24 protein-coding genes are annotated in these 24,176 nt (G+C 74.5%); 17 read left to right on the top strand and 7 right to left on the bottom strand.

Features of this window, described 5'->3' with window-relative positions; all coding sequences use genetic code 11:
• The 6 genes from EBM89_RS12845 to rimI form a co-directional block, all read left to right on the top strand.
• The coding region (locus tag EBM89_RS12845) for a bifunctional ADP-dependent NAD(P)H-hydrate dehydratase/NAD(P)H-hydrate epimerase (RefSeq protein ID WP_147463550.1) at window positions 1-1,238 on the top strand (1,238 nt) is incomplete at its 5' end.
• Window positions 1,231-1,935 carry a nucleoside/nucleotide kinase family protein gene (locus tag EBM89_RS12840; protein ID WP_305038144.1) on the top strand — a complete coding sequence of 235 codons (705 nt, stop codon included), beginning with the start codon at window positions 1,231-1,233 and terminating at the stop codon, window positions 1,933-1,935. The genes EBM89_RS12845 and EBM89_RS12840, both read left to right, overlap by 8 nt.
• A 35-nt stretch (window positions 1,936-1,970) precedes the next feature.
• Entirely contained in the window at window positions 1,971-3,164 is a 1,194-nt protein-coding gene (alr, locus tag EBM89_RS12835) for an alanine racemase (RefSeq protein ID WP_122149817.1), read from the top strand.
• Window positions 3,161-3,706, top strand: a complete 546-nt coding sequence (gene tsaE / locus EBM89_RS12830) for a tRNA (adenosine(37)-N6)-threonylcarbamoyltransferase complex ATPase subunit type 1 TsaE (protein ID WP_122149816.1) — start codon at window positions 3,161-3,163, stop codon at window positions 3,704-3,706. Before alr ends, tsaE begins: the two co-directional genes overlap by 4 nt.
• A gap of 45 nt (window positions 3,707-3,751) precedes the next feature.
• Window positions 3,752-4,447, top strand: a complete 696-nt coding sequence (gene tsaB, locus EBM89_RS12825; RefSeq protein ID WP_122149815.1) for a tRNA (adenosine(37)-N6)-threonylcarbamoyltransferase complex dimerization subunit type 1 TsaB — start codon at window positions 3,752-3,754, stop codon at window positions 4,445-4,447.
• A complete protein-coding gene (gene rimI / locus EBM89_RS12820; protein WP_122149814.1) occupies window positions 4,444-4,926 on the top strand; it encodes a ribosomal protein S18-alanine N-acetyltransferase in 483 nt (160 codons plus the stop codon). The genes tsaB and rimI overlap by 4 nt, the downstream gene beginning before the upstream one ends.
• Before the next feature lie 25 nt (window positions 4,927-4,951).
• Here the strand turns inward: rimI and EBM89_RS12815 are convergent, their stop codons facing one another.
• The gene (locus EBM89_RS12815) at window positions 4,952-5,581 is read right to left on the bottom strand and encodes a malonic semialdehyde reductase (RefSeq protein WP_122149813.1); all 630 of its coding nucleotides are present in this window, start codon (window positions 5,579-5,581) and stop codon (window positions 4,952-4,954) included.
• A gap of 103 nt (window positions 5,582-5,684) precedes the next feature.
• On the opposite strand from EBM89_RS12815, the gene tsaD reads away from it, so the two are divergent.
• Window positions 5,685-6,743, top strand: a complete 1,059-nt coding sequence (gene tsaD, locus EBM89_RS12810; RefSeq protein WP_122149823.1) for a tRNA (adenosine(37)-N6)-threonylcarbamoyltransferase complex transferase subunit TsaD — start codon at window positions 5,685-5,687, stop codon at window positions 6,741-6,743.
• A 3-nt stretch (window positions 6,744-6,746) separates the two neighbouring features.
• Here the strand turns inward: tsaD and EBM89_RS12805 are convergent, their stop codons facing one another.
• Both EBM89_RS12805 and EBM89_RS12800 read right to left on the bottom strand, forming a co-directional pair.
• Window positions 6,747-7,895 (bottom strand): glutamate--cysteine ligase, encoded by a 1,149-nt coding sequence (locus EBM89_RS12805; protein WP_122149812.1) that lies wholly within the window; start codon window positions 7,893-7,895, stop codon window positions 6,747-6,749.
• Complete coding sequence (locus EBM89_RS12800; protein ID WP_122149811.1) at window positions 7,892-9,097, bottom strand: THUMP-like domain-containing protein; 1,206 nt, start codon at window positions 9,095-9,097, stop codon at window positions 7,892-7,894. Before EBM89_RS12800 ends, EBM89_RS12805 begins: the two co-directional genes overlap by 4 nt.
• Before the next feature lie 229 nt (window positions 9,098-9,326).
• Between EBM89_RS12800 and groES the strand changes: the two genes are divergently transcribed.
• Window positions 9,327-9,623, top strand: coding sequence for a co-chaperone GroES (groES, locus tag EBM89_RS12795; protein ID WP_122149810.1), 297 nt, complete (start codon window positions 9,327-9,329; stop codon window positions 9,621-9,623).
• Window positions 9,624-9,841: 218 nt separating this feature from the next.
• Here the strand turns inward: groES and EBM89_RS12790 are convergent, their stop codons facing one another.
• On the bottom strand, window positions 9,842-10,144 hold the full coding sequence (locus tag EBM89_RS12790; RefSeq protein WP_122149822.1) for a WhiB family transcriptional regulator: 303 nt from the start codon (window positions 10,142-10,144) through the stop codon (window positions 9,842-9,844).
• 326 nt (window positions 10,145-10,470) lie between these two features.
• On the opposite strand from EBM89_RS12790, the gene EBM89_RS22460 reads away from it, so the two are divergent.
• From EBM89_RS22460 to guaB, 3 genes are all read left to right on the top strand, one after another.
• The gene (locus EBM89_RS22460; RefSeq protein WP_122149809.1) at window positions 10,471-11,547 is read left to right on the top strand and encodes a MerR family transcriptional regulator; all 1,077 of its coding nucleotides are present in this window, start codon (window positions 10,471-10,473) and stop codon (window positions 11,545-11,547) included.
• Window positions 11,548-11,698: 151 nt separating this feature from the next.
• Window positions 11,699-12,352: a response regulator transcription factor gene (locus EBM89_RS12780; RefSeq protein ID WP_233571721.1), complete on the top strand. Its 654-nt coding sequence runs from the start codon at window positions 11,699-11,701 to the stop codon at window positions 12,350-12,352.
• Between the two features lie 107 nt (window positions 12,353-12,459).
• The gene (gene guaB, locus EBM89_RS12775) at window positions 12,460-13,989 is read left to right on the top strand and encodes an IMP dehydrogenase (RefSeq protein WP_122149807.1); all 1,530 of its coding nucleotides are present in this window, start codon (window positions 12,460-12,462) and stop codon (window positions 13,987-13,989) included.
• Between the two features lie 57 nt (window positions 13,990-14,046).
• On the opposite strand, the gene EBM89_RS12770 is transcribed toward guaB, so the two are convergent.
• Together EBM89_RS12770 and EBM89_RS12765 are read right to left on the bottom strand one after the other, a co-directional pair.
• Window positions 14,047-15,603 (bottom strand): helix-turn-helix domain-containing protein, encoded by a 1,557-nt coding sequence (locus EBM89_RS12770; protein WP_439647185.1) that lies wholly within the window; start codon window positions 15,601-15,603, stop codon window positions 14,047-14,049.
• 140 nt (window positions 15,604-15,743) lie between these two features.
• On the bottom strand, window positions 15,744-16,598 hold the full coding sequence (locus EBM89_RS12765) for an exonuclease domain-containing protein (protein WP_122149806.1): 855 nt from the start codon (window positions 16,596-16,598) through the stop codon (window positions 15,744-15,746).
• A gap of 251 nt (window positions 16,599-16,849) precedes the next feature.
• Between EBM89_RS12765 and EBM89_RS12760 the strand changes: the two genes are divergently transcribed.
• From EBM89_RS12760 to EBM89_RS12730, 6 genes are all read left to right on the top strand, one after another.
• Window positions 16,850-17,920 carry an alanine racemase gene (locus EBM89_RS12760; RefSeq protein WP_369408653.1) on the top strand — a complete coding sequence of 357 codons (1,071 nt, stop codon included), beginning with the start codon at window positions 16,850-16,852 and terminating at the stop codon, window positions 17,918-17,920.
• Window positions 17,917-19,179 carry an MFS transporter gene (locus EBM89_RS12755; RefSeq protein WP_199732107.1) on the top strand — a complete coding sequence of 421 codons (1,263 nt, stop codon included), beginning with the start codon at window positions 17,917-17,919 and terminating at the stop codon, window positions 19,177-19,179. The genes EBM89_RS12760 and EBM89_RS12755 overlap by 4 nt, the downstream gene beginning before the upstream one ends.
• The gene (locus EBM89_RS12750; protein ID WP_369408652.1) at window positions 19,142-20,053 is read left to right on the top strand and encodes a beta-keto acid cleavage family enzyme; all 912 of its coding nucleotides are present in this window, start codon (window positions 19,142-19,144) and stop codon (window positions 20,051-20,053) included. Before EBM89_RS12755 ends, EBM89_RS12750 begins: the two co-directional genes overlap by 38 nt.
• On the top strand, window positions 20,050-21,636 hold the full coding sequence (locus EBM89_RS12745) for a gamma-glutamyltransferase family protein (protein WP_199732105.1): 1,587 nt from the start codon (window positions 20,050-20,052) through the stop codon (window positions 21,634-21,636). The genes EBM89_RS12750 and EBM89_RS12745 overlap by 4 nt, the downstream gene beginning before the upstream one ends.
• 178 nt (window positions 21,637-21,814) lie before the next feature.
• Window positions 21,815-22,369 carry a type 1 glutamine amidotransferase domain-containing protein gene (locus tag EBM89_RS12735; protein WP_122149803.1) on the top strand — a complete coding sequence of 185 codons (555 nt, stop codon included), beginning with the start codon at window positions 21,815-21,817 and terminating at the stop codon, window positions 22,367-22,369.
• An 82-nt stretch (window positions 22,370-22,451) separates the two neighbouring features.
• Window positions 22,452-23,576: a GuaB3 family IMP dehydrogenase-related protein gene (locus EBM89_RS12730; protein WP_122149802.1), complete on the top strand. Its 1,125-nt coding sequence runs from the start codon at window positions 22,452-22,454 to the stop codon at window positions 23,574-23,576.
• Window positions 23,577-23,706: 130 nt separating this feature from the next.
• Here EBM89_RS12730 and EBM89_RS12725 read toward each other — a convergent pair.
• The coding region (locus tag EBM89_RS12725) for an IS30 family transposase (protein ID WP_122149801.1) at window positions 23,707-24,176 on the bottom strand (470 nt) is incomplete at its 5' end.

Raw genomic sequence — 24,176 nt, 5'->3', positions numbered from 1 at the left:
CGGCGGGCGGCGACGGGCTGCCGCCGGTGTGGCTCGGCGACGCGGTCGCGGAGGCGTACGCGGCGGACGTCGTCCTGGACGCGGTGCTCGGCATCGGCGGGCGCGGCGCGGCGCGCGGGGTCGCGGGCCTGCTGCTCGGGCTGCTGGGCGACCTGCTCGGCGACGAGGACGCGCCGGACGCCCCCGGCGGAACGGGGGCAGGCCCGCTGGTCGTGGCCGTCGACGTCCCCAGCGGGATCGGCGTGGACGACGGCGCCCTGCCCGACGGCCCGGTGCTGCCCGCCGCGGTCACGGTGACGTTCGGGGCCGCGAAGCCGGGGCTGCTGCTGCCGCCCGCGTCGCGGCGCGCCGGGCGGCTTCACGTGGTCGACCTGGGGCTGGACCTGCCGGAGCGCCCGGCCGCCGCCCGGCTCGCGGACGCGGACGTCGCGGCGCTGTGGCCGGTGCCCGGGCCGGAGGACCACAAGTACAGCCGCGGCGTCCTCGGCGTCGTCGCGGGCTCGCCCGCGTACCCGGGGGCGGCGGTGCTCACCGTGTCCGCGGCGGTGCTCGCGGGTGCGGGCATGGTCCGGTACCGCGGGCCCGCGCCGGTCGCGGCGGCCGTGCTCGCCGCGCGTCCGGAGGTCGTGGTCGGGAAGGGACGGGTGCAGGCGTGGCTGCTCGGTCCCGGCGTCGACCCGGCGCACCCGAAGCAGGCGACGCGGGTACGACGCGCGCTGGACGCCGCGCTGACGGGCGGCGTGCCCGCGGTGCTCGACGCCGGTGCCCTGGCGCTCGCGCCGCGCGACCTCGCGCCGTGGTGCGTCCTCACCCCGCACGCCGGGGAGCTCGCGACGCTGCTGACCCGGTTCGGCGACCAGGTCGAGCGCGCCGACGTCGAGGCGGAGCCGCTGCGCTGGGCGCGGCGGGCGCACGAGGTCACCGGGGCGACGGTGCTGCTCAAGGGCAGCACGACCGTCGTCGTCGGGGCGGGCGGTGCGGTGTACGCGCAGGCCGAGGCGCCCGGGTGGCTCGCGACCGCCGGGTCCGGCGACGTGCTCGCCGGGCTGCTCGGGACGCTGCTCGCGGGGAGCGCGGCCGACGTGCTCGCGGACCCGCCGCTGGCGGCGGCGCTCGCGGCGGGTGCGGCGCTCGTGCACGGCCGTGCCGCGTCGGTGGCGGTCCCGGACGGTCCGGTGTCGGCGCTCGCCCTGGCGCACGCGCTGCCGGCCACGGTCGCGGGGCTGCTGCGTGGCTGAGGACCAGGCGATCCCCGCGCCCGCCTGGTCGGACGGACCGCTGCCGCCGCTGCCCGCGGACCTGCGGGAGCGCGTCGAGGCGCTGCTCGTGCCGCGCCCGGGGGAGGGCCCCGCGCTGCCGGACCGGCCGGTGCGGCGGCTGCTCGGCGTGGCAGGGCCGCCCGGGGCGGGCAAGTCGACGCTCGCGGCGCAGGTGCTCGCGGCGTTCGGCGACCGGTGCGTGGTGGTGCCGATGGACGGGTTCCACCTCGCGCAGACCGAGCTGGAGCGGATCGGGCGGGCGGACCGCAAGGGCGCGCCGGACACGTTCGACGCGGCGGGCTACGTCGCCCTGCTGCGGCGGCTGCGGGACCCCGAGCCCGGCGAGACGGTGTACGCGCCCGAGTACCGCCGCGACCTGCGCAACGGCGTCGCGGGGGCCGTGGCCGTCCCGCCGACCGTGCCGCTGGTGGTCACGGAGGGCAACTACCTGCTGCTGGACGAGCACGGCTTCGGCCCGGTCCGGGACCTGCTGGACGCGTGCTGGTTCGTGGACCTGCCGGAGGAGGTGCGGGCCGAGCGGCTGGTGGCCCGGCACCGCCTGTTCGGCAAGACGGCCGAGGCCGCGGCGGCCTGGACCCGCGGCCCGGACCAGCGCAACGCCGATCTGGTGGCGACCACCCGCGCCCGCGCGGACCTCGTCGTCGACCTGCCCTGACGCGGGCTGCCTCGTCGCGGTGGGACACTGAGGGGGTGAGCAGGTTCCCCGCCCGGGCGGTCGTCGACCTCGGTGCCGTGCGCTCGAACGCGCGCACCCTGGGCGACCTCGCCCCGACGGCGCAGGTCATGGCCGTCGTCAAGGCCGACGCGTACGGGCACGGGCTGCTGCCGGTGGCCCGCGCGGCCGTGCGGGGCGGGGCGACGTGGCTCGGTGTCGCCCAGGTGACCGAGGCCCTCGCCCTGCGGGCGGGCGGCGTCACCGCGCGGGTGCTCGCGTGGCTGTACGCGCCCGGCGCGCCGCTCGCGGAGGCCGTGGCCGCCGACGTCGACCTGTCGGTGTCGGCACCGTGGGCGGTCGAGGAGGTCGCCGCCGCGGTCCGCGCCACCGGCCGCACCGCCCGGGTGCACCTCAAGGTCGACACCGGCCTGGGGCGCAACGGCGTGCCGCCGGAGGACCTGCCCGCGGTGCTGGACGCCCTGCTGCGCCTGGAGGCCGAGGGCGCGGTGCGCCTGGTCGGGATGTGGTCGCACCTGGCGTTCGCCGACGAGCCCGGCCACCCCAGCATGGCGGCCCAGGCCGCGGTGCTGCACGAGGCCGTCGCCGACGCCGAGCGGCGCGGGGCCCGGATCGAGGTGCGACACATCGCCGCGTCCGCGTCCACGCTGACCGACCCGGCGCTGCACCTCGACCTCGTCCGCCCGGGGCTCGCGCTGTACGGGCTGACGCCCGTGCCGCAGCTCGGCGGCCCGGACCGGTTCGGCCTGGTCCCGGCGATGACCGTCGAGGCCGAGCTCGCCACGGTCAAGCGCCTGCCCGCCGGGCACGGCCTGTCCTACGGCCACCACTACGTGACCGACCGTGCGACGACCGTCGGCGTGGTGCCGCTCGGCTACTCCGACGGGGTGCCGCGGCACGCGTCGGGCGTCGGCGGCGCACCCGGCGCCCCCCTCGGTGTGGGCGGGCGGCGGCTGGCCGTCGCCGGGCGGGTCTGCATGGACCAGGTGATGGTGGACCTCGGGCCCGACGCCACGGAGCGCGCGGGGGACCGGGTCGTGCTGTTCGGGACGGGTGCCGACGGCGGGCCCACCGCGCAGGACTGGGCGGACGCCGCCGGGACCATCAGCTACGAGATCGTGTCGCGCCTCGGGCCGCGCGTGCCCCGCGTCCACGTCGGGGCCGACCCCGCGGACGCACCCAGCCCCCGGATCGAGCAGGAGGTGCCGTGAGCATCGAGGAGACCACCACCGTCGCGGAGACCACCGTGGCGCTCGCGGACGCCGACGCGACCCGCGCGTTCGGCGCGGCGCTCGCGGCGCTGCTGCGCGCGGGCGACCTGGTCGTGCTGACCGGTGACCTGGGCGCGGGCAAGACGACGCTCACCCAGGGCCTCGGCGCCGGCCTGCACGTGCGCGGCGCGGTCGCGTCGCCGACGTTCGTGATCGCCCGGGTGCACCCGCCGCTGCCCCGCCCCGACGGCACGACCGGCCCCGCGCTGGTGCACGTCGACGCCTACCGCCTCGGCTCGCTGGACGAGGTCGACGCGCTCGACCTCGACACGTCGCTCGAGGAGTCCGTCACCGTGGTGGAGTGGGGCGAGGGCCTGGTGGAGTCGCTCGCCGACGACCGCCTCGAGGTCGCCCTCGTCCGCCCGCGCGGCGCGAGCGCACCCGGGGTCGACACCGACGCCGAGGACGCCGCCGCCGGCGTGCGGACCGTGACGGTCCGCGCCCGGGGCGAGCGCTGGCGCGGCGTCTCCCTGCCCGGCTGACACCCCCTCGTCCCTCTCGACCCACCTCCGGAAGGATCCCCACCGGTGCCCGTCCTCGCGCTCGACACCTCCGCCGCCGCGTCCGCCGCCGTCGTCGACGACACCGGCCGCACCCTCGCGACCCGGTCCTCCGGGGAGACCCGCCGGCACGCCGAGGCCCTGACGCCGCTGCTCGACGCCGTCCTCGCGGAAGCCGGCGTGGACCGCACGGCCCTGACCGCGGTGGTCGTCGGCACCGGACCGGCGCCGTTCACGGGGCTGCGCGTCGGGCTGGTGACGGCCCGCACCCTGGGGCTCGCGCTCGGGATCCCAGTGCACGGGGTGTCCTCGCTGGACGCGCTGGCGCTCGCGGCGGCACCGGAGGCGAGCGACGGCGCGGACCTGCTCGTGGTCACGGACGCGCGCCGCAAGGAGGTCTACTGGGCCCGCTACCGCGCGGTGGTCGGCGCGGGCACGGCCCCGTCGGTCGAGGTCGTGGACGGCCCGGGCGTCGACACCCCCGCCGCGGTCGCGGCGACCGGGCTGGACGGCGTGCGCCTCGTCGGCCCCGGCGCGGCGCTGTACCCGGACCTGCTGCCGCCGGTACCCGGCACCCCGGAGCAGGTGGACCCGGCCGACCTCGCGCGGGTCGCCCTCGCGCGCCTGGCCGTGGGCGGTCCGGGCCTGGTGCTGCCGACCGAGCCGCTGTACCTGCGTCGTCCGGACGCGGTGCCGCCCGCCGCGGCGAAGCGGGCCCTGTGACCGACGTCCCGCCCGTCGCGGACGTCCTGCTGCGCCCGCTGGTCGACGGCGACCTGGACGCGCTGGAGGGGCTGGAGCGCACCCTGTTCGGCGCGGGCGCGTGGTCGCGCGCGTCGCTGGCCGAGGAGATCGACGGCCCGGGCCGCTGGTACGTCGGGGCGCAGGACCGCGCGTCGGGGGACCTGGTCGGCTACGCCGGGCTGTGGTTCGACGGCTACGACGGCCAGGTCATGACGATCGGCACCCGTCCGGACGCGCAGGGCCGGGGCGTGGGGCGGATGCTGCTGGACGCGCTGCTGGACCACGCGCGGGAGCTGCGGGCGGGGGACGTGCTGCTGGAGGTGCGCGTCGACAACGAGCCCGCGTTGCGGCTGTACGAGCGCGCCGGGTTCGAGCGGTTCGGGCGGCGCAAGGGCTACTACCAGCCCGAGAACGTCGACGCGTGGACGATGCGCCGCCGGGTGGCCCCGCCCGCGTAGCGGCGGGACCACCGGCGGGAGCGCGTCAGAGCGTGCGGGCGACCTCGTCGAAGTCGAGGCGGCCCTGGCGGGGGTGCGAGGCGGGCACGCCCTCGACGTCGGCGGGTGCGGTGCCGACGTTCAGCACCATGATCGAGCGCCAGGCGGTGCCGGCCAGGAGGTCGGCGTCCAGCCCGGGGGCGTCGTAGCCGCCCATGGGCCCGACGTGCAGCCCGGCGGCGCGCAGCCCGACGATCAGGTAGCCGGCCTGCAGGAACGCGTTGTCGCGGGACATCCGCTCGCGGGCGGCCTGCTGACCGGCGAGGTTCTCACGGGCGCCGGCCATGTGCGGGGCGAGCCGCGGCAGGTGCTCGTGGAAGTCGAGGTCCGCGGCGACGACGATGCTCAGCGGTGCGCGCTGCGTCTTGGCCTTGTTGCCCTCGTTCATGTGGCTGACGAGGCGCTCGCGGCCCTCGGGGGTGCGGACGAGCACCAGCCGCAGCGGCAGCGTGTTCATGGCGGTGGGGCCCCACCGCACGACGTCCCAGACGGCGCGGACCTGCTCCTCGGTCACCTCGGTGTCGGTGAACGTGTTGACGGTGCGCGCGGCGCGGAACACGAGGTCGGCGACCTCGGACGGCACCCGGAGGTCGGACGGTGCGGTGTCGATGCTCATGAATGGTTGAAGCCTTGATGGTTGCCGACCATTCCGGTTGCTCCGGTGAACCGTGTCACACCGGCGGATCGCCGGACCGGTGGACCCGCCTACGATGGACCCCATGCCCGAAGCACCGCTCGTCCTGGGGATCGAGACGTCCTGCGACGAGACCGGGGTCGCCCTGGTCCGCGCCCACCCCGACCGCAGCGAGCTGCTCGTCGACGCCGTCGCCTCGTCGGTGGACGAGCACGCGCGGTTCGGCGGGATCATCCCCGAGATCGCGTCCCGCGCCCACCTCGAGGCGATGGTCCCCACGGTCGAGCGCGCGCTCGCCGAGGCCGGGGTCACCCTCGCCGACGTCGACGCGGTCGCCGTCACCGCCGGTCCGGGCCTGGTCGGCTCGCTGACCGTGGGCACCGCCGCCGCGAAGGCCCTCGCCTACGGGCTCGGCAAGCCGCTGTACGGCGTGAACCACGTCATCGGCCACGCCGCCGTGGACGAGCTGGTGCACGGCCTGTTCCCGGACCGGGTCATGGCCCTGGTCGTCTCCGGCGGGCACTCCAGCCTGCTGCTGGTCGACGACGTCGTCACCGGCGTGCACGAGCTCGGCTCCACCCTGGACGACGCGGCGGGGGAGGCGTTCGACAAGGTCGGCCGCCTGCTCGGCCTGCCCTACCCCGGCGGCCCGCACATCGACCGCCTCGCGCGCGAGGGCGACCCCACGGCCATCCGGTTCCCGCGCGGCCTCACCGCCGCGAAGGACCAGGCGAAGCACGCGTATGACTTCTCGTTCTCCGGGCTCAAGACCGCCGTGGCCCGCTGGGTCGAGGCGCGCCGCGACGCCGGCGAGGAGATCCCCCTGGCCGACGTGTCCGCGTCGTTCGCGGCCGCCGTCGCCGACGTGCTCACCGCCAAGACCATCGCCGCCTGCCAGAAGCACGGCGTCGACACCCTGGTCGTCGGCGGCGGGTTCTCCGCGAACTCGCAGCTGCGCGACATGGCCGCCGAGCGGTGCGCCGCGGCGGGCATCGACCTGCGCATCCCGCCGATCCGGTACTGCACGGACAACGGCGCGATGATCGCGGCGCTCGGCGCGGCCGTCGTCCGGCGCGGCCTCGCCCCGTCCGACCTCGGCATCGGGGTCGACTCGACCATGCCGCTGGAGACCGTCACGGTCTGACGGCTACAGCGGGCGCCCCGCGCGCATCTCGGCGACCAGCGACGCCACCACCGCGTCGAGCTCGCCCGCGTGCCGCCGGGCGACCGCCCGCTGCCGCTGGTACGACGCGCCCTTGCGCAGGATGACCCGCACGTTCTCGAGCTCCGCCGCGCAGCCCAGCCGCTCGGCGACCGGCGCGAGGTCCACCAGCAGGCGCCCGACGGCGTCGGTGACGAGCTCCTCGTCCCCGGCGGCGTTGGTGATGATGATCGCGTCCATGCCGTAGCGGGCGGAGCGCCACTTGTTCTCCTGCGCGAACCACGGCGGGATGGTCGGCAGGGTCTCGCCGCGGTCCAGCAGCGTGGAGAAGTGCTCGACCAGGCAGTGCGTGAGCGCGGCCAGCGCGGTGACCTCCAGCAGGCTGGGGGAGCCGTCGCAGATCCGGGCCTCGATGGTGCCGAACCGCGGCGACGGCCGCACGTCCCACCGCACCTCGTCGAACGCGTCGATGACGCCCGTGTGCAGCATGTCCCCGACGTACGCCTCGAGCTGCTCCCAGCGCTCGAACGGGAACGGCAGCCCGGCGGTGGGCAGCTGCTGGAACATCAGCGCGCGGTTGGACGCGTAGCCGGTGTCCTTCCCGCCCCAGAACGGGCTGGACGCCGACAGCGACTGCAGGTGCGCGAACGTGGTCAGCAGCGCCCGCGAGATCGGCAGCACCTTGTCGCGGTCCTCGATGCCGACGTGCACGTGCACGCCGTAGATGAGCATCTGCCGGCCCCACCACTGCGTGCGGTCGATCAGGGTGGCGTAGCGCTGCTTGTCGGTGACCTTCTGCTGCGCCCAGCGGGCGAACGGGTGCGTGCCCGCGCTCATGAGCTCGACCCGCAGCGGGTCGGTGACCGTGCGGACCTCGTCCACGGCGCGCTGCAGGTCCGCGCCCGCCTCGCCGACCGTGCGGCAGACGCCGGAGACGACCTCGACGGTGTTGAGCAGCAGCTCCTGCCGGATGGCGGGGTGCTCCGAGCCGTCCGGGGGACGGACGGCGTCCAGCACCGTGCTGGCGACCTGGCGCAGGTCGCCGGAGTCGGCGTCCACCAGGGCGAGCTCCCACTCGATGCCCACCGTGGACCGCTCGGACGCGGCGAAGGGCAGCCGCGCCGGGGTCGTCATGCCGCCGTGCCCACGGGCTCGACGACCAGCACGTGCTGCTGCCCCGCGACCCGGGTGAGCACGATCGTCGCCGTGGTCGTGCCCCGCAGGTCGAGCTGGCGGCGCAGCTGCTCCGGGACGACGGCGGTGCCGCGCTTCTTGATGGTCAGCGAGCCGACCTGGCGCTCGCGCAGGTAGGAGCGCAGGCGCTTGAGACCGAACGGCATCCGGTCCAGCACGCGGTACGCCGTGGCGAACGGGGTGGGGTGCAGCGCGTCGGAGGTCACGTAGGCGATGGTGCGGTCCACGAGCCGTCCCTGCACCTCGGCGGCGACCTCCGCGACCAGACCGGCGCGGATCACGGCGCCGTCCGGCTCGTACAGGTAGGCGCTGACGTCGCCGACCGGGGGGTGCCCCTCGGTCGACGGCGCGCCCGCGCGCAGCACCGCGGAGCCGCCGTCGGCGCCGAGCAGCAGCGCCGCCCGACCGGGTCCGTCGGCGGCCAGCGGCCCGAACCACAGGCCGAGCTCCACGACGTCGCCGTCCACGGACACCCACTGCGCCTCGGCGTCCTCCGGCAGCGCGGCGTGCGGGACGCCGGGGCCGAGCTTGAGGCCGAGCGCCGGGACCCGCTCGCGCAGCGCGAGCAAGGAGTCCAGCGGCGGGGCGTAGGCAGCCGGGTCGAACACCCGGCTGCCGCCGGACGTGCGGCGCGCGGGGTCCGCGTAGACGCCGTCCACGCCCTCGGCGACCAGGTCGACGGCGAGCCCGTCCCCGTGCCGCACGACGGCCTCCGGGAACGCCCGGAGGTTGAGCGTCGCGAGCGCGGCGGTGGTCTCGTCGGCCTCGACGGCGAGCACGCGCAGGCCGGTGCCCGCGAAGGCCATCGCGTCCGCGCCGAGGCCCGAGGTGAGGTCGGCGACCTTCGTGACCCCCGCGGTGACGTACCGGCGGGCGTGCTGCGCGGCGACGACCAGCCGGGTCGCCTGCTCCAGACCGGCGGGGGTGAACAGCATGCCGTCGGCGAACTCGCCGAGCTTGGCCTGCGCCTTGGCGCGCAGCCGGGACTGCGTGAGCGCGGCCGCCACGAGGCCGGGGTCGAAGCCGTCCTTGCGCAGCCGCTCCGAGAGCACCATGGCGAGCTTCTCGTCGTACGGCGGCAGGGCCGACAGGAGGGCCCAGCCCTCGGGGCTGAGCAGCTTCGCGAGGCCGGACTCGTCCATCCGGCGATCCTCGCACGGCGGCGTGGCCGCGACCGTGCCCGACCGTCCGCCGGACGTCCGTTCTGGCACTCGCCTTGACCGAGTGCTAACGGGTTCCTAGAGTTCAGGGAGGCGGATCCGCATGCGGGTCCGCCGACGCACCGCACGGCTGCCGGCACCCGCGACGACGGCCGGCCGGACGGGGCAGCACAGACATCAGGCAGCACTCAACGCGAAGGGGAGGTCCGTCGTGTCGGTCTCCATCAAGCCGCTCGAGGACCGGATCGTCGTCAAGACGCTCGAGGCGGAGCAGACGACCGCCTCCGGTCTGGTCATCCCGGACAGCGCCAAGGAGAAGCCCCAGGAGGGCGAGGTCCTGGCCGTGGGTCCGGGTCGCATCGACGACAACGGCAACCGCGTCCCGCTGGACGTCGCGGTCGGTGACAAGGTCATCTACAGCAAGTACGGCGGCACCGAGGTCAAGTACGACGGCGAGGAGTACCTCATCCTCTCCGCGCGCGACATCCTGGCGGTCGTCACCAAGTGACGCCCCGACCGGCCTGACGCCGGTCGTGCACGCCGCGAAGGCCCCCTCCCGCTCGACGGGAGGGGGCCTTCGCGCGTCTGCCGCACCGGGGCGGGGCACGACGAGGCCCCCACCGCAGGCAGTGGGGGCCTCGTCGTCGTGTCTGGTGCCCGGGCGGTATCGCACCGCGCCGGGCACCACGTCTGGTGGGGCCTGCCGAGGCAGGGCCCCGGGGTGGGTCAGACGACGTGGGTGGTGACCGCGCGTCCGCGGCGCGCCAGCTCGGCGGTGCGCTCGTCCTCGGAGAGGCCGCCCCACACGCCGTAGGGCTCGCGGACGGCCAGCGACTGCTCGCGGCACTCGTTGATCACGGGGCAGCTCGCGCAGATGGCCTTGGCGGCCTCGGCGCGACGGCGGCGGGCGGCGCCGCGCTCACCCTCGGGGTGGAAGAAGAGGTCCTGGTCGGCATCGCGGCAGGCACCCTCGTACTGCCACTCCCAGAGCTCCATCACGGGCCCGGGCAGTCGGGAGATCTCGGCCATCTGGTCCTCCATCCACGGCGGCGTCCCCAGGGGCGCCGCGTCGGTCGTGCTACGTCAGTCGCAGTCCCTCCGGACCGCCGCTCTAGGACCGAGGTCCCTGGCGGCCGCCTGAACTGCACTGATGAGGACAGTACAACCGAGTCAGAAGTTGTTCAAGACCGTGTCGCAGATTGAGCTGAAGCGATTCGTGCACAGGGTTGTGCACCACCTGTGGAGCGATTCGGACGCGGTGTCGTCCCCGGTGACGCGATCGGACCTGGGCTGCGGCTGGAAACCGCGCCAGATCCCCGGCACAATCGCTGCGACGGCGAGACGAGACGGACACGATGCGCAGCGACGAGGACGAGGCGGACGAGCGCCTGGAGGAGGTCGTCGGCGACCCCACGACGGACGGCGGCCACGAGCCGGTGCTCACGGTCGCGGCCGTCGCGGCCCGCCTCGGCGTCGCCCCCGCCACGCTGCGCACGTGGGACCGCCGCTACGGCCTCGGTCCCTCCGCGCACACCGCGGGCGCCCACCGGCGCTACGGCGCGGCGGACGTCGCCCGTCTCATGACGATGCGCGCCCTCACGCTCGACGGCGTCCCCCCGGCCGAGGCGGCCCGCGTCGCGCGCGAGGCGCCCGCCACGGGCGCCAGCACGGTCCGGCACCTCGCCGCCGTGCCCGACCTCGACAGCGCACCGACCGACGGCGTGGGCGCCCTCGCCCCGACCGACGGCGGCTCCACCGCACCCGCCGTCACCGACCAGCCCCGCGGCGTCGCGCAGCGGCCCGCGAGCCGCCACGCCGACCGCCCCGCGACCCCCACCGCCGTGATCGACGCCGCCCTGCGCGCCGACGCCGCGGAGGTCGCCCGCCTCCTCGTGCCCGCGCCGGAGGTCGACGTGCTGCGCTGGTGGGAGGACCTTGTCGCACCCGCGCGCGCCGGGATCGCGTCCCGCACGGTCCTCGCGCGCCCCGGCGACGAGCCCGACGCCCTGGTCGTCGCGGCGGCCCTCGGCGTGCTGCGCACCCGCGCCACCCACGTCCCGCGGCACCCGTCCCGCCGCCGCATCGTCCTGCTGCTCGCCGCGCCGGGGGAGCCCCGGCCGCTGTCCCTGCACGTGCTCGCCGGGGCCCTGGCCGACGCCGGGGTGGACGCGCGGGTCGTCGCCGGCCCCACCGGGCGGCACCGGCTGCTCGAGATCGCCGCGATGACCTCGCCGTCCGCGGTGGTGCTCACCAGCGAGCTCGCGGCCCCCGACCTCGACCTCGTCGCGGCGCTCGCGGACGGCGCCCCGGACCTCCCGGTGTTCGTCATGGTGCCCGACGAGGCGGCCGCCGCGGTGCCCCCCGGGGCGCAGGTGCAGCGGGTCCGGTCGGTCCCCGGCCTGGTCCACGAGGTGCGCGCGGTCTGCGCCTGAGGACGTTTCGCCCGCGATCCACCCCGACGGCGCGCTAACGTCGACGCAGTTCCGGCCGATACATGAGAGAAGCCGGAACCGCCAGGGTTGTGGCACAGGCGGAAGGCGGAGGTCGATGGCTGGCGTCGTGGTGTGCCACGGTTCGACGGCGGTGCGAGAGCGCATCGTCCTGACGGCACTGGGGGTGCCCGCCCTGGCCCCGGTCCGAGCCGCGGCCTCGGTCGACGAGCTGATCGCCCTCGCGCGACGGGTGCCGCCGACGATCGTGCTGCTCGACGCGCACCTGCCGTCGCCCGGGCCCGTGGAGGCGATCCGCCGGCTGCGCGCCGTGCCGTCGCAGTCCACCGTGGTCATGCTCGCGGTGCCGGGCGACGAGATCGCGCTCGACCGGGCCATCGCGCTCGGCGCCCGCGGCTACCTCGCCCCCGACGTGGGCCGCGCGGAGCTCGCCGCGGTCGCCGCCCACATCCTCGCCAGCCCGGCCGGGCCCGCCGCCGCCAACGGCGCCGTGCCGCAGGAGGCGCTCGCGGTGCACGGGGCCCCCGGCTCCGCGCCGACGCCCGTGGTCACCCGCACCGAGCTGCCCGCGCAGAACTCCGTCGGCAACGAGGTCTCGCTCACCAAGCGCGAGGTCGAGGTGCTGGTCGGCATGAGCAACGGCCGGTCCAACGCGCAGATCGGCCAGGAGCTGTTCCTCTCCGAGGACACCATCAAGACCCACGCGCGCCGCCTGTTCCGCAAGCTCGGCGCCGCCGACCGCGCGCAGGCCGTGGCCATCGGGCTGCGCCGGGGCCTCATCCGCTGAGCCGTCCGGGTGGCCGCCCGGGGCCCGTCCCGCGCGGCGCCCGGATGGTCGCCGAGGTCACGCCCGGGGCGTCGGGGTGCGCTCCCGGACCGCCGTATCATCGTGACATGACCGACCTGGGCACCCCTGGATCCGCCGCTCCCGCCGACCCGTTCGGCTTCATCGGTCTCACCTACGACGACGTCCTGCTGCTCCCGGGCGAGACGGACGTCATCCCGAGCGAGGTCGACACCACGACCCGGCTCACGCGTGAGATCTCCCTGTCGATCCCGCTGGTGTCCGCCGCCATGGACACCGTCACCGAGTCGCGCATGGCCATCGCCATCGCGCGCCAGGGCGGTATCGGCGTGCTGCACCGCAACCTGTCGATCGAGGCGCAGGCCCACCAGGTCGACCTCGTGAAGCGCTCCGAGTCCGGCATGGTGACCGACCCGGTCACGGTCGGCCCGGACGCGACCCTCGCCGAGCTCGACGCCCTGTGCGCCAAGTACCGGGTGTCCGGCCTGCCCGTCGTGGACGACGACCGGCGCCTGCTCGGCATCATCACCAACCGCGACCTGCGGTTCGTCCCGTCGTCCGAGTTCGCGACCCGCCGGGTCCGCGACACGATGACGTCGATGCCGCTGATCACCGGCCCCGTCGGCATCTCCAACGACGACGCCGCCGCGCTGCTCGGCAAGCACAAGGTCGAGAAGCTGCCGCTCGTGGACGACGCGGGCCGCCTGCAGGGCCTCATCACCGTCAAGGACTTCGTCAAGACCGAGCAGTACCCGCTGGCCACCAAGGACGCGAGCGGCCGCCTGGTCGTCGCCGCCGCCGTCGGGTTCTTCGGCGACGCCTGGGACCGCGTGACCGCGCTGGTCGAGGCCGGTGTGGACGCGCTCGTCGTGGACACCGCCAACGGCCACGCCCGCCTCATGCTCGACATGGTGCGCCGCATCAAGTCCGACCCGGGCACCCGGCACGTGCAGGTCATCGGCGGCAACATCGCGACCCGCGAGGGCGCGCAGGCGCTCGTCGACGCGGGCGTGGACGCCGTCAAGGTCGGCGTCGGCCCCGGCTCCATCTGCACCACCCGCGTCGTCGCCGGCGTCGGCGTCCCGCAGGTCACCGCCGTGTACGAGGCGTCGCTCGCCGCGAAGCCGGCCGGCGTGCCGGTCATCGCCGACGGCGGCCTGCAGTACTCCGGCGACATCGCGAAGGCCCTCGTCGCGGGCGCGGACAGCGTCATGGTCGGCGGCCTCATCGCCGGCTGCGACGAGTCGCCCGGCGACCTGGTGTTCGTCAACGGCAAGCAGTTCAAGCGCTACCGCGGCATGGCGTCGCTCGGCGCGATGCAGTCCCGCGGCGACCGCCGGTCCTACTCCAAGGACCGGTACTTCCAGGGCGACCTCACCGACGACGAGATCATCACCGAGGGCATCGAGGGCCAGGTGCCCTACCGCGGCCCGCTCGCGGCGGTCGCGCACCAGCTCGTCGGCGGCCTGCACCAGTCGATGTTCTACGTCGGCGCCCGCACCGTCCCGGAGCTGCAGTCCCGCGGCCGGTTCGTCCGGATCACCCCGGCGGGGCTCAAGGAGTCCCACCCGCACGACGTGCAGATGATCTCGGAGTCCCCGAACTACACGGTGCGCTGATCGACCCAGCACGCACGACGACGGCCCGGGAGCGGATGCTCCCGGGCCGTCGTGGTGTCAGTCGCGGAACGTCTCGATCCGCGCGCCGAGCTCGACCAGCCGCTCCTGCAGCTGCTCGTACCCGCGGGCGATGATGTCGACGTTGCGGAGCACGCTCTCGCCCTTGGCGGCGAGCATCGCGAGCAGGATCACCACGGCGGGCCGCAGCGCGGGCGGGCAGGACACCTCGGCGCCGGACCACCGGGTCGGGCCGGAGACCTGCAGCCGGTGCGCGTCGAGCAGCCGCACGTCCGCGCCGAGCCGGGTGAGGTCGGTCAGGTGGATGGCCCGGCCCTCGTAGACCCAGTCGTGCACCAGCGTCGACCCGGTCGCGCCCGCGGCGATGACCGCGAAGAACGGCAGGTTGTCGATGTTCAGCCCCGGGAACGGCATGGGGTGGATCTTGTCGAGCGGGGCGCGCAGCTCGGACGGGTGCACCGTGATGTCGACCAGGCGGGTGCGGCCGTTGTGCGCGGTGTACTCCGGGGACAGCGTGTAGCGCAGGCCCATCTCGGACAGCGTCGCGAGCTCGATCTCCATGAACTCGAGCGGGACCCGCCCGACGGTGATCTCGGAGCCGGTGACGATGCCCGCGGTGAGCAGGCTCATCGCCTCGACCGGGTCCTCGGACAGCGCGTACTCCACGTCCGCGTCGATCACGGACCGGCCGTGCACGCGCAGCGTGGTGGTGCCGATGCCCTCGACCCGCACGCCCAGCAGCTCCAGGTAGAAGCACAGGTCCTGGACCATGTAGTTCGGGCTGGCGTTGCGGATCGTCGTGACGCCGTCGCGGTGCGCGGCCGCCATGAGGGCGTTCTCGGTGACGGTGTCGCCGCGCTCGGTGAGCACGATCGACAGGTCGCGGCTGCCCGGGTCGGTGACGCGGGCGTGGTACCGGCCCGCGGACGCGGTGACCGACAGGCCGAACGGGCGCAGCGCGATCATGTGCGGCTCGACCGTGCGGGAGCCGAGGTCGCAGCCGCCCGCGTAGGGCAGGAAGAAGTCGTCGCGCTGCCCGAGCAGCGGGCCGAAGAACATGATGATCGACCGGGTGCGCCGGGCGGCGTCGACGTCGATGGTGTCGAGGTCGAGGTCCTTCGGGACGACGATCTCCAGGTCGCGGCCGTCGGCCGACCAGGTGGCGCGCACGCCCACCGAGCGCAGCACGTCGACGATCCGGTCGACCTCGACGATGCGGGCGACGTTGCGCAGCCGCGTGGTGCCGCGGTTCAGCAGCGAGGCGCACAGCAGCGCGACGGCGCCGTTCTTCGAGGTGTTGACGTCGATCCGCCCCGACAGCTGCACGCCGCCCTGCACGCGCAGGTGGGTGTGCTGGGGGCCGCCGACGGTGACGATGGGGGAGTCCAGCGCCGCGCCGATCCGGGTCAGCATGTCGAGGCTGAGGTTCTGGGCGCCCTGCTCGATGCGGTGCACGGCGGACTGGCTGGTGCCGAGCTGCTCGGCGAGCTGGGCCTGCGTCAGGCCGCGGTGGCGGCGCGCGGACCGGACGAGCGAGCCCACGTGGGCGAGCTGCTCGGGCAGCGTGGGGGTGACGGTGGGGAGGGACGAGGTCACCGTGGGGACGGCTCCGGTCGTCGGCGTGGTCGTGGTCACGAGCACGACGCTAACTCACCGATGAGATATTTGCTGCGCCATCGATGTGAAGATGGTGCGAACGGGGGTCTTCGCACAGGTGGGCGACCTCAGATCTGAGGTCAGGCGATGAGCGTGTCCTGCACCGGCGTGCCGACGAACCGGCTGTCACGCACCGGGTCGTGCGCGATGGCGACCGGCTGCGGGTCCACCGGCACCGGCAGCATCCCGGGCGGGTAGGTCCGCTCCCGGGGGGCCTCGGGGGCAGCGGCGCGGGCGCCCCGGCTCGGCCAGGTCATCTCCGCGCCCGGGCCGTCGAGGCCCTTCTCGGTGCGCCACGCGTTGAACGCCTCCGCCCACGCCCGGTGCGCGGTCACCTGGTAGTCGTGCAGCGACACCAGGTCGAGGTCGCCCAGGTGCGGGAACCGCCCGACGATCCGCTCCAGCACGTCCAGCGTCGCGACGACGTCCACGTCGGCGGTGTGCAGGTCGCCGGTGTCGACCACCTGGTAGACGCCGCACAGGTCCACCAGCTTGCGCTTGCCCTTGCGGAACCGGTCCTCCGCGCGGTCCAGCACCAGCGGGTCGATGACGGGCCGCACCGCGCCGCCGAGGCGGTCCTCGACGGTCGGCAGGTCGTGCCGGACGAGCTCGGCCTCCAGCAGGCACAGGTCGAACGACGCGTTGTAGGCCACCACGGGGACGCCCTCCCGGACCGCCTCCGCGATGGCGGCGGCGATCTCGTCCAGGGCGCCGCGCGGCTCGACGCCGTGCGCCCGCGCGTGCTCGGTGCTGATCCCGTGGATGGCGCTCGCGCCCTCGGGGATCGGCACCCCCGGGTCGATCAGCCAGGTGCGCACGTCGGTGCCCGCGGCGTCCCGCCGCACGAGGGCCGCCGTGACGATGCGGTCGTGGTCCACGTCCACGCCCGTCGTCTCGGTGTCGAACCCCAGCAGGGGTCCGTCGGTCCAGGTCATCGCTCAGGTGCTCCTTCCGGCGCCGCCAGCATCGCACCGGCCACCCACGCTCCCCGGGAACCGGCCCGGCGTGTGGCCGAGGGCCTGGCTTTGCGACGGCGTTCACATGGTGGAACCGGTTCCTGGCAGGTCGAGGGTTGCGCCAGTCTGGCCGGGGGTCGGGATAGCCGATCCGCGGGCCCGAGCTGCCAGGAGGGAGGTCGACATGCGCATCCAGACCTGCAAGTCCACGACGATCTGACCGGAGCGGGGTGCCGCGCAGGCTGTGCACGCGGCACCCCGCACATCTGACGGGAGTCTTCGTGCGAGTCCTTCTCGACCAGCGACAGCTGCATGCGAACGTCCGGTGGTATCACGATGCCGTCCGTGCCCACGGGCTCACCCTGCGGGCACACGTCAAGGGTCATCGCCTCGCTCAGGTGACGTCTCACCAGCTGGCATCGGGTGCCTGCGGGATCGTCGCCCAGACCGCGCGCGAGGCTGTGCACCACGCGACGGAGACCGGGGTCCGTGACGTCGTCATCGCCCGTCCGTCGACCGAGCAGTGGCGGCTTCCGGTCTACGCGGCGGCTGCCCGTGCTCTCGACGCGCGGGGTGTCCGAACCACCGTCCAGGTGACGAGCCGCGACGCCGTTGCTGTCCTGGCCGCCGAAGCGGCTCGTGCGGGGGTGCGGCTGGGCGTGCGCCTGGAGGTCGACGTGGGGGCCGACCGCGGCCTTCCTGCCACGGAGGTGCCAGGTGCCGCGCGGGAGATCGCGTCGTCTGCGGCGCTGCGTCTCGACGGTGTCTCCGGCTACTACTCCCCGGTCGACTCGTTCGCGGCGACCAGGTGGGCGCACGGTGCTCGCTCCGCCGCCCGGGTGCTGGTCGAGGTGGCGGGCCACGTGCGAAACGCCGGGATCCGATGCCCCGTCGTCAGCATGGGCGGGACCGTCAACGGACTGGTCGCGAGTGGTGTCCCGGGAGTGACCGAGATCGCCGCCGGGGCGTACGCCCTCGCGGACGCGACCGTGGCGGCTGCGACCGGCTGTGCGCCCGCGCTCCTCGTCGAGGGCGGGGTGGTCGACGGCGACCTGGAGGAGGCTGCCGCGGACCTGCTCCGTGCGTGCGGGAACGACTGGGACCACGAGACGACGGCGACTACGCCCGAGCTCGTCCCCGTCCGGCAGCGCCTCTCCCGAGAGACCGCCACCGTGCAGCTCGTCCCCGCACACATCTGCCCCGTCCTGATGCGCGCGCGTTTCGTGGACGTCGTCACCCACGAGGGCCGCGAGCCGACGAGCCGCTGGAGGCCGGTCCTGCTCCCCGAGGTCGAGCCGTGAGTGTCGAGGTCTGGCGGACGACCGCCGTCGCCGTCCCGTCCTCGTTCCTCTCGCAGCTGGGGTTCTACGCGGTGCTGCCCCTACTGCCGGCGCTTCTCCCCGATGTCTGGGGGGTGCGGTCGCCGTGGGTGGTCGGTACCGCCCTCCTCGTGCTCTCCGTGAGCATGCGGGGCTCGTCGATCCTCATCAGCAACCTGCTCCAGCGCGTACCGTCGCGTCTCGCCGTGGCGGGCAGTCTCGGCGCGGCCTCAGCGGCATTCCTCGTGCTGTCCGCAGCCCGCGGACCCGCGCCGGTCCTTCTGCTCCTCGCGATCGCGGGTGCGGGCATCAGCGTGAGCGCCCTGTCGCTGCGCGTCCTCGTCACCGACTCGCTCGCGAGGGCGGACCTGCGCAGCACGGTGTTCGCCGCCGTGCAGGTCGCTGCGAACGTCGCAGCGGCAGCCGGGCCGCTCGTCGGGGCATACCTCGTCGACCTCTCGCCCAGGCTCTTGCTCGGTAGCGTCGCGGCGTCGTTCGGCGCCGCCGCAGGCACGGCGCTGGTACTCGTCCCCGCCGACGCCGCGCCCAGCCCGGCCGCTGGGCGGCCCCCCTTCACGACCCGTCTGTTCGTCGACATCGTGCGCGTCCCGCGTCTCCGATCCGCGGCTGTCACCGCTGCGGTCGGGTGCTTCCTCTACGCGCAGCTCTTCTCGGCTGTCGTGCTGCAGCTGACGTCCCTCACCGACTCCGGCCCGCTGCGGTCGACGGTGTTCGTGGCCAACGCCGTCCTGGTGATCGTGCTCCAGGTGCCCGTGACCCGGGCGATCAACCGGCGGCTCCGGAGATCGACACCGCCGTTCGCCTTCCTGAGGGGCGGCGTCATGGTGTTCGCCCTCTCCGCGCTGGTGCTGGCCGCCGCTGGAGGCAGCCTCTCCGGGGTGCTGATCGGGGTCGCCGTCTTCTCGGTGGCGGAGACGCTGTTCACGCCGATGCTCAACACCGTGTTCGCCGACATCCGCGGCGAGGGTTCGACCCTCGAGATGTTCAACGCTCGTCAGCTCGCATCCGCGGTGGGCGAGTCGTCCGGTGCCTTCGTCGGCGGATCGGTCTTCGCGCTCGCGCTCGCCCACGACGCCGGTCCGGCGTACTGGGTGGCTCTTGCGCTGCTCGGCTCGATCGTCGCCGCTGCTTTCCGCGTTCGGCCCGACAGGACCTTGACCGGGGGAGCTCGATCGCAGCCCCGTGCCCCACACCAGGAGAAGGAGTCCGCCGGTGAGTGAAGATCCGGTCATCGTCAACCTCTGCCCCACGGGCATGGTCCCGCGCCGAGCGACAGTTCCGCACGTGCCGGTCACGCCTGCCCAGATCGCTGCCGACGTGGCCCGGTGCGTCGACGCCGGTGCGTCGATGGTCCACTTGCACGCGCGGGGCGACGACGAGGCGCCGACCTGGAGGCGCGAGCGGTTCGAGGAGATCGTCGCGGCGGTGGTCGACCGCGCCCCCGAGGTCATCATCGTGGTGACGACCAGTGGTCGGGACTGGCAGGACGTGGATCGGCGTGCCGAGTCTCTGGACGTGCACGAGGCGGCCAGGCCGGAGATGGCCTCACTGACCCTCGGGTCGATGAACTTCCCCACCGGGCCGTCGGTGAACGCGCCGGAGACGATCGCGGCGCTCGCCTCTCGGATGCGCGACCGCGGCATCGTCCCCGAGCTCGAGATCTTCGACGTGGGCATGGCGAACGTGCTGGGCCACCTGCGGAAGACCGCGGTGCTCGCAGACCCGACCTACGTCAACATCCTGTGGGGATCGCGGGGGACCGCGGACCTGTCGGCGATCAACATCGCAGCCGTGCTCGCGGCCCTCCCCGCCGGATCCACCTGGGCGTTCGCCGGGATCGGACGCTTCCAGCTCCGCGCGAACACGATGGCGATGGCCCTCGGCGGGCACGTCCGCGTGGGTCTGGAGGACAACCCGTACGAGGAGTGGGCAGGGCGGACACCCGCCACGAACCCGCGACTGGTCGAGAGAGTGGTCAAGATCGGTCGTGCGCTGGGCCGCGAGCCCGCATCCGCTGCGCGCGCGAGGGAGATCATCGGTCTACCGGTACCCCACGACCGTGCACGCCCGGAACCCGCGGTCGTGAGCCGGTGAACCCCCTGCGCGGTCGGCGGCAGTGGGGGCGCAGGGCCGCGGTGTCGACGGGAAGCCCCGCAGCCACGGTCGAGGCGCTCCGCATCCTCGACGAGGGAGGATCGGCGTTCGACGCCGCGATCACGGCGTCGGCGGTCATGATGGCGGCCCTCCCCGCTGCCAGCGGACCCGCAGGTGACGTCGCGGCGGTGCTCCACGAGGCGGGGACCGATCGGTGGCTGTCGTTGACCGGCCTCGGCCGGGCTCCTGCGGGTGCCAGCCGGGACGAGTTCCTGCGTCGCGGCTGCGCGTCGGTACCGGAGACCGGGATCCTGTCCGCTGCGAGCCCCGGCGCGATCGACGCGTGGTACCGGCTGCACGAGGCTCACGGAACGATGCCCATGGACCGCCTCCTCGCGCCGGCGATCGGCCTTGCCGCGGACGGCATCTGCGTGTCGGACCAGAACCGTCGGTGGACGGCGGACAACCACCCGGTACTCGGTCAGCGTGCGATGCAGGAGCTGTACGCGCCCTACCTCGAACCGACCGCTCTCGGGTCGCTGATGCGGCAGCCCGGTCTCGCCGCACTCCTCACGCACGTCGCCGAGCGTGCGGCTCCCGAGGTCCGTGCACTCGTGGCGAGTGCGGTCGTGGACGTCTCTCGCGAACTGGGCGGTCTGCTCCAGCACCGAGATCTGATCCAGGACGTGTCGCGTCTCGAACCCGCCGTGTCGCGGGGCTGTGCGGACCGGACCGTCTACACGAATCCCGCACCGACCCAAGGGCCGGTGTTCCTTCAGCACCTGGCGCTCGCCGACCTGCTCGGCACCGGGCAGGACTTGGCGCACCGGATCCACCTCCTCGCCGAGGCCGTGAACCAGTCGTACGGGTGGCGGTTGCGACACCTCGGTGACCCGGCCCAGGTGGTCGTCCCCGACGCGCTGGCACCCGAGACGCTCGACGCGTTGGTACGCCGGGTCGACCCGCAGCGACGTAGCCCTTCGGTCTGCCAGGGTGCGTACGATGAGGGAGACACCACGCACTTCGTCGTCGCGGATGCTGCCGGAAACTCGGTCTCCTGGGTGCAGAGCCTGGGGCTGGGCTTCGGTTCTGGCGTAGGGGTGCCTGAGCTCGGACTCCTGCTGAGCAATCGACTGGGGCGCAGCTGTACGGTGCGCGCGTCCGACGTGAACTCGGTCGCGCCCGGGCGCACCCCGGTCAACACCATCTTTGCCTGGGGCGTCGCCGGCCCCGACGGACGTGCCGCCACTGGAGGGACTCCCGGTGGGGACGGGCAGACGCAGTGGAACATGCAGACCGTGCTGGGGCTGTGCAGCGAGGGCGCGGACCTGCTCGACGTCCTCAGCCGTCCGAAATGGACCTACTACCCCGGTGCCGACAAGGCGGAGGCGGGTGAGGTCGGCGAGCAGATCTGGGTCGACGCCGAGCTCGACCCGGCGACCGTCCGTGGACTGGGTGACCGCGGGCACGATGTCCTGGCACGGCCGACCGTGGGAGGGGTCACGCGAGTGGTCGACATCGGGTCGAACGCCATGCTGGTGCTGGACGACGGGCGTCAGGAGGGTCTGTCTGCCGCGCTGTGACCGGACCCGAGGTCGTCAGCGTCGCGGTACCCACGCCCCTGGGCGCCCACCACGGCGTGCGATGCGTCCGGGTGTGCGGGTCGGAGGTGCTCCAGGCCGGGATGCGCCGCCGTCGCGTCGGGGCGAGGCTGGAGATGCACCCCGTGGACCACGGGGATTCTCTACGGAAGGAGTCGGCATGGGCCGCCTGACCGGTCGGACCGTCGCGTTCCTGACCAGCGACAAGGGCATCGAGGAGCCGGAGCTCACCACCCCGTGGCAGGCGGTGGTGGAGGCGGGCGGCACCGCGGTGCTGGTGTCCGCGCAGCCCGGCACGGTGCGCGCGGTGAACAACGACCTGGACCCCGCGGGCGAGTACCCGGTGGACCGGACGCTGGACCAGGTGTCCGCGGACGACGTCGACGCGCTGGTCATCCCCGGCGGGACCGTGAACGCCGACACGCTGCGCACCCAGGAGGCCGCCCGGGCCCTGGTGACGGCGGTCCTCGGCGCGGGCAAGCCCGTCGCGGCCATCTGCCACGCGCCGTGGACGCTCATCGAGGCCGGCGTCGTCGACGGCGTGACGCTCACGTCCTACCCGAGCCTGGCGACCGACCTGCGCAACGCCGGCGCGAACTGGGTGGACCGCGAGGTCGTCGTGTCCGACGTCGCGGGCGCCACCCTCATCACGTCGCGGAACCCGGACGACCTCCCGGCGTTCAGCGGCGCCCTGGTCGACGCCGTGGCGGGCTGAGCCCCGGCTCGTCCGCGACCCGCCGACCCCCAGGTGGCCGGCGCGCACCCGCGGGGGCGGGGCGCGCCGGTAGCCTGGGCCGGTGAGCAACGAGATCGAGATCGGCCGCGGCAAGCGGGGACGGCGCGCATTCTCCTTCGACGACGTCGCCGTCGTCCCCTCCCGGCGCACCCGGGACCCGGAGGAGGTGTCTGTCGGCTGGCAGATCGACGCGTACCACTTCGACCTGCCGGTGCTGGCGGCGCCCATGGACTCCGTGATGAGCCCGGCGACCGCCGTCGCCCTCGGGCGCGCGGGCGGCCTCGGGGTCCTCGACCTCGAGGGCCTGTGGACGCGGTACGACGACCCGGAGCCGCTGCTGGCGCAGATCGCCGAGCTCCCCGCGCCCGAGGCGACCGCCCGGATGCAGGAGATCTACGCCGCACCCATCCAGCCCGAGCTGATCCGCCGTCGCATCGGCGAGATCCGCGACGCCGGGGTCACCGTCGCGGGGGCGCTGTCCCCGCAGCGCACCCAGGAGTTCTGGAAGCACGTGGTGGACGCGGGCGTCGACCTGTTCGTCATCCGCGGCACCACCGTCTCCGCCGAGCACGTCTCCGGCCGGGCGGAGCCGCTGAACCTCAAGCGGTTCATCTACGAGCTCGACGTGCCGGTCGTCGTCGGGGGAGCGTCCACCTACACGGCCGCGCTGCACCTCATGCGCACGGGCGCGGCGGGCGTGCTCGTCGGCTTCGGCGGCGGCGCCGCGCACACCACCCGCGTCTCGCTGGGCATCCACGCGCCGATGGCGACGGCCGTCGCCGACGTCGCGGCCGCGCGCCGGGACTACCTGGACGAGTCCGGCGGCCGGTACGTGCACGTCATCGCCGACGGCGGCGTGGGCCGCTCGGGCGACCTGGTCAAGGCCGTCGCGTGCGGCGCGGACGCGGTCATGCTCGGCGCCGCGCTGGCCCGGGCGACCGACGCCCCGGGTCGCGGCTGGCACTGGGGCCCCGAGGCGCACCACCCGCACCTGCCGCGCGGCGAGCGCGTGCACGTCGGGCAGGCGGGCACGCTGCAGCAGGTGCTGTTCGGCCCCGGCCACACCGCGGACGGCTCGCTCAACCTCATCGGCGCGCTGCGCCGGGCGATGGCGACCACCGGCTACTCGGACCTCAAGGAGTTCCAGCGCGTGGAGATCGTCGTCTCCCCGTACCAGCCGCACTGACGCACCACGCACGCGCGCCGAGGGCCGCGCTCCCGAGAGGGGGTGCGGCCCTCGCCGCGTCTCCTCCTCCTCCCACCCCGGTGCTGTGGCATCGAGTGGTCACCAGATGTGGGTCTCGCTGCCGGCGGTTTCAGGCGGCGGTTGCAACGAGTAGGTCGTTGAGTCGTTGTGCGGGATTCTGCCAGTCCAGGGTCTCGCGGGGTCGGCCGTTGAGCTGGCGGGCGACGGCGTCGAGGTCGTCCTGGGTCCAGGTCCGGAAGTCGGTGGAGGACCTCGGGAAGTACTGGCGCAGCAGCCCGTTGGTGTTCTCGTTGGAACCGCGCTGCCAGGGCGAGTGCGGGTCGCAGAAGAACACCTGGCAGCCCGTGGCCAGCGTGAACGCCGCGTGCCGGGCCATCTCCGAGCCCTGGTCCCAGGTCAGGGTCTTGGCCAGCTGGGCCGGGACCCTGCCCATCAGGTCGATCAGGACCCGAGTGACCTCCTCGGAGACCCGCGAGCCCGGCAGAGCGCCGAGCATCACGAACCGGGTGGACCGCTCGACCAGGGTGATGATCGCCGAGGAACCCCGCGCACCGATGATCAGGTCCCCTTCCCAGTGCC

The sequence above is a fragment of the Cellulomonas triticagri genome, from assembly GCF_003696205.1.
Lineage (GTDB): Bacteria > Actinomycetota > Actinomycetes > Actinomycetales > Cellulomonadaceae > Cellulomonas > Cellulomonas triticagri.
This window is presented reverse-complemented; position numbering and strand designations above follow the sequence as displayed.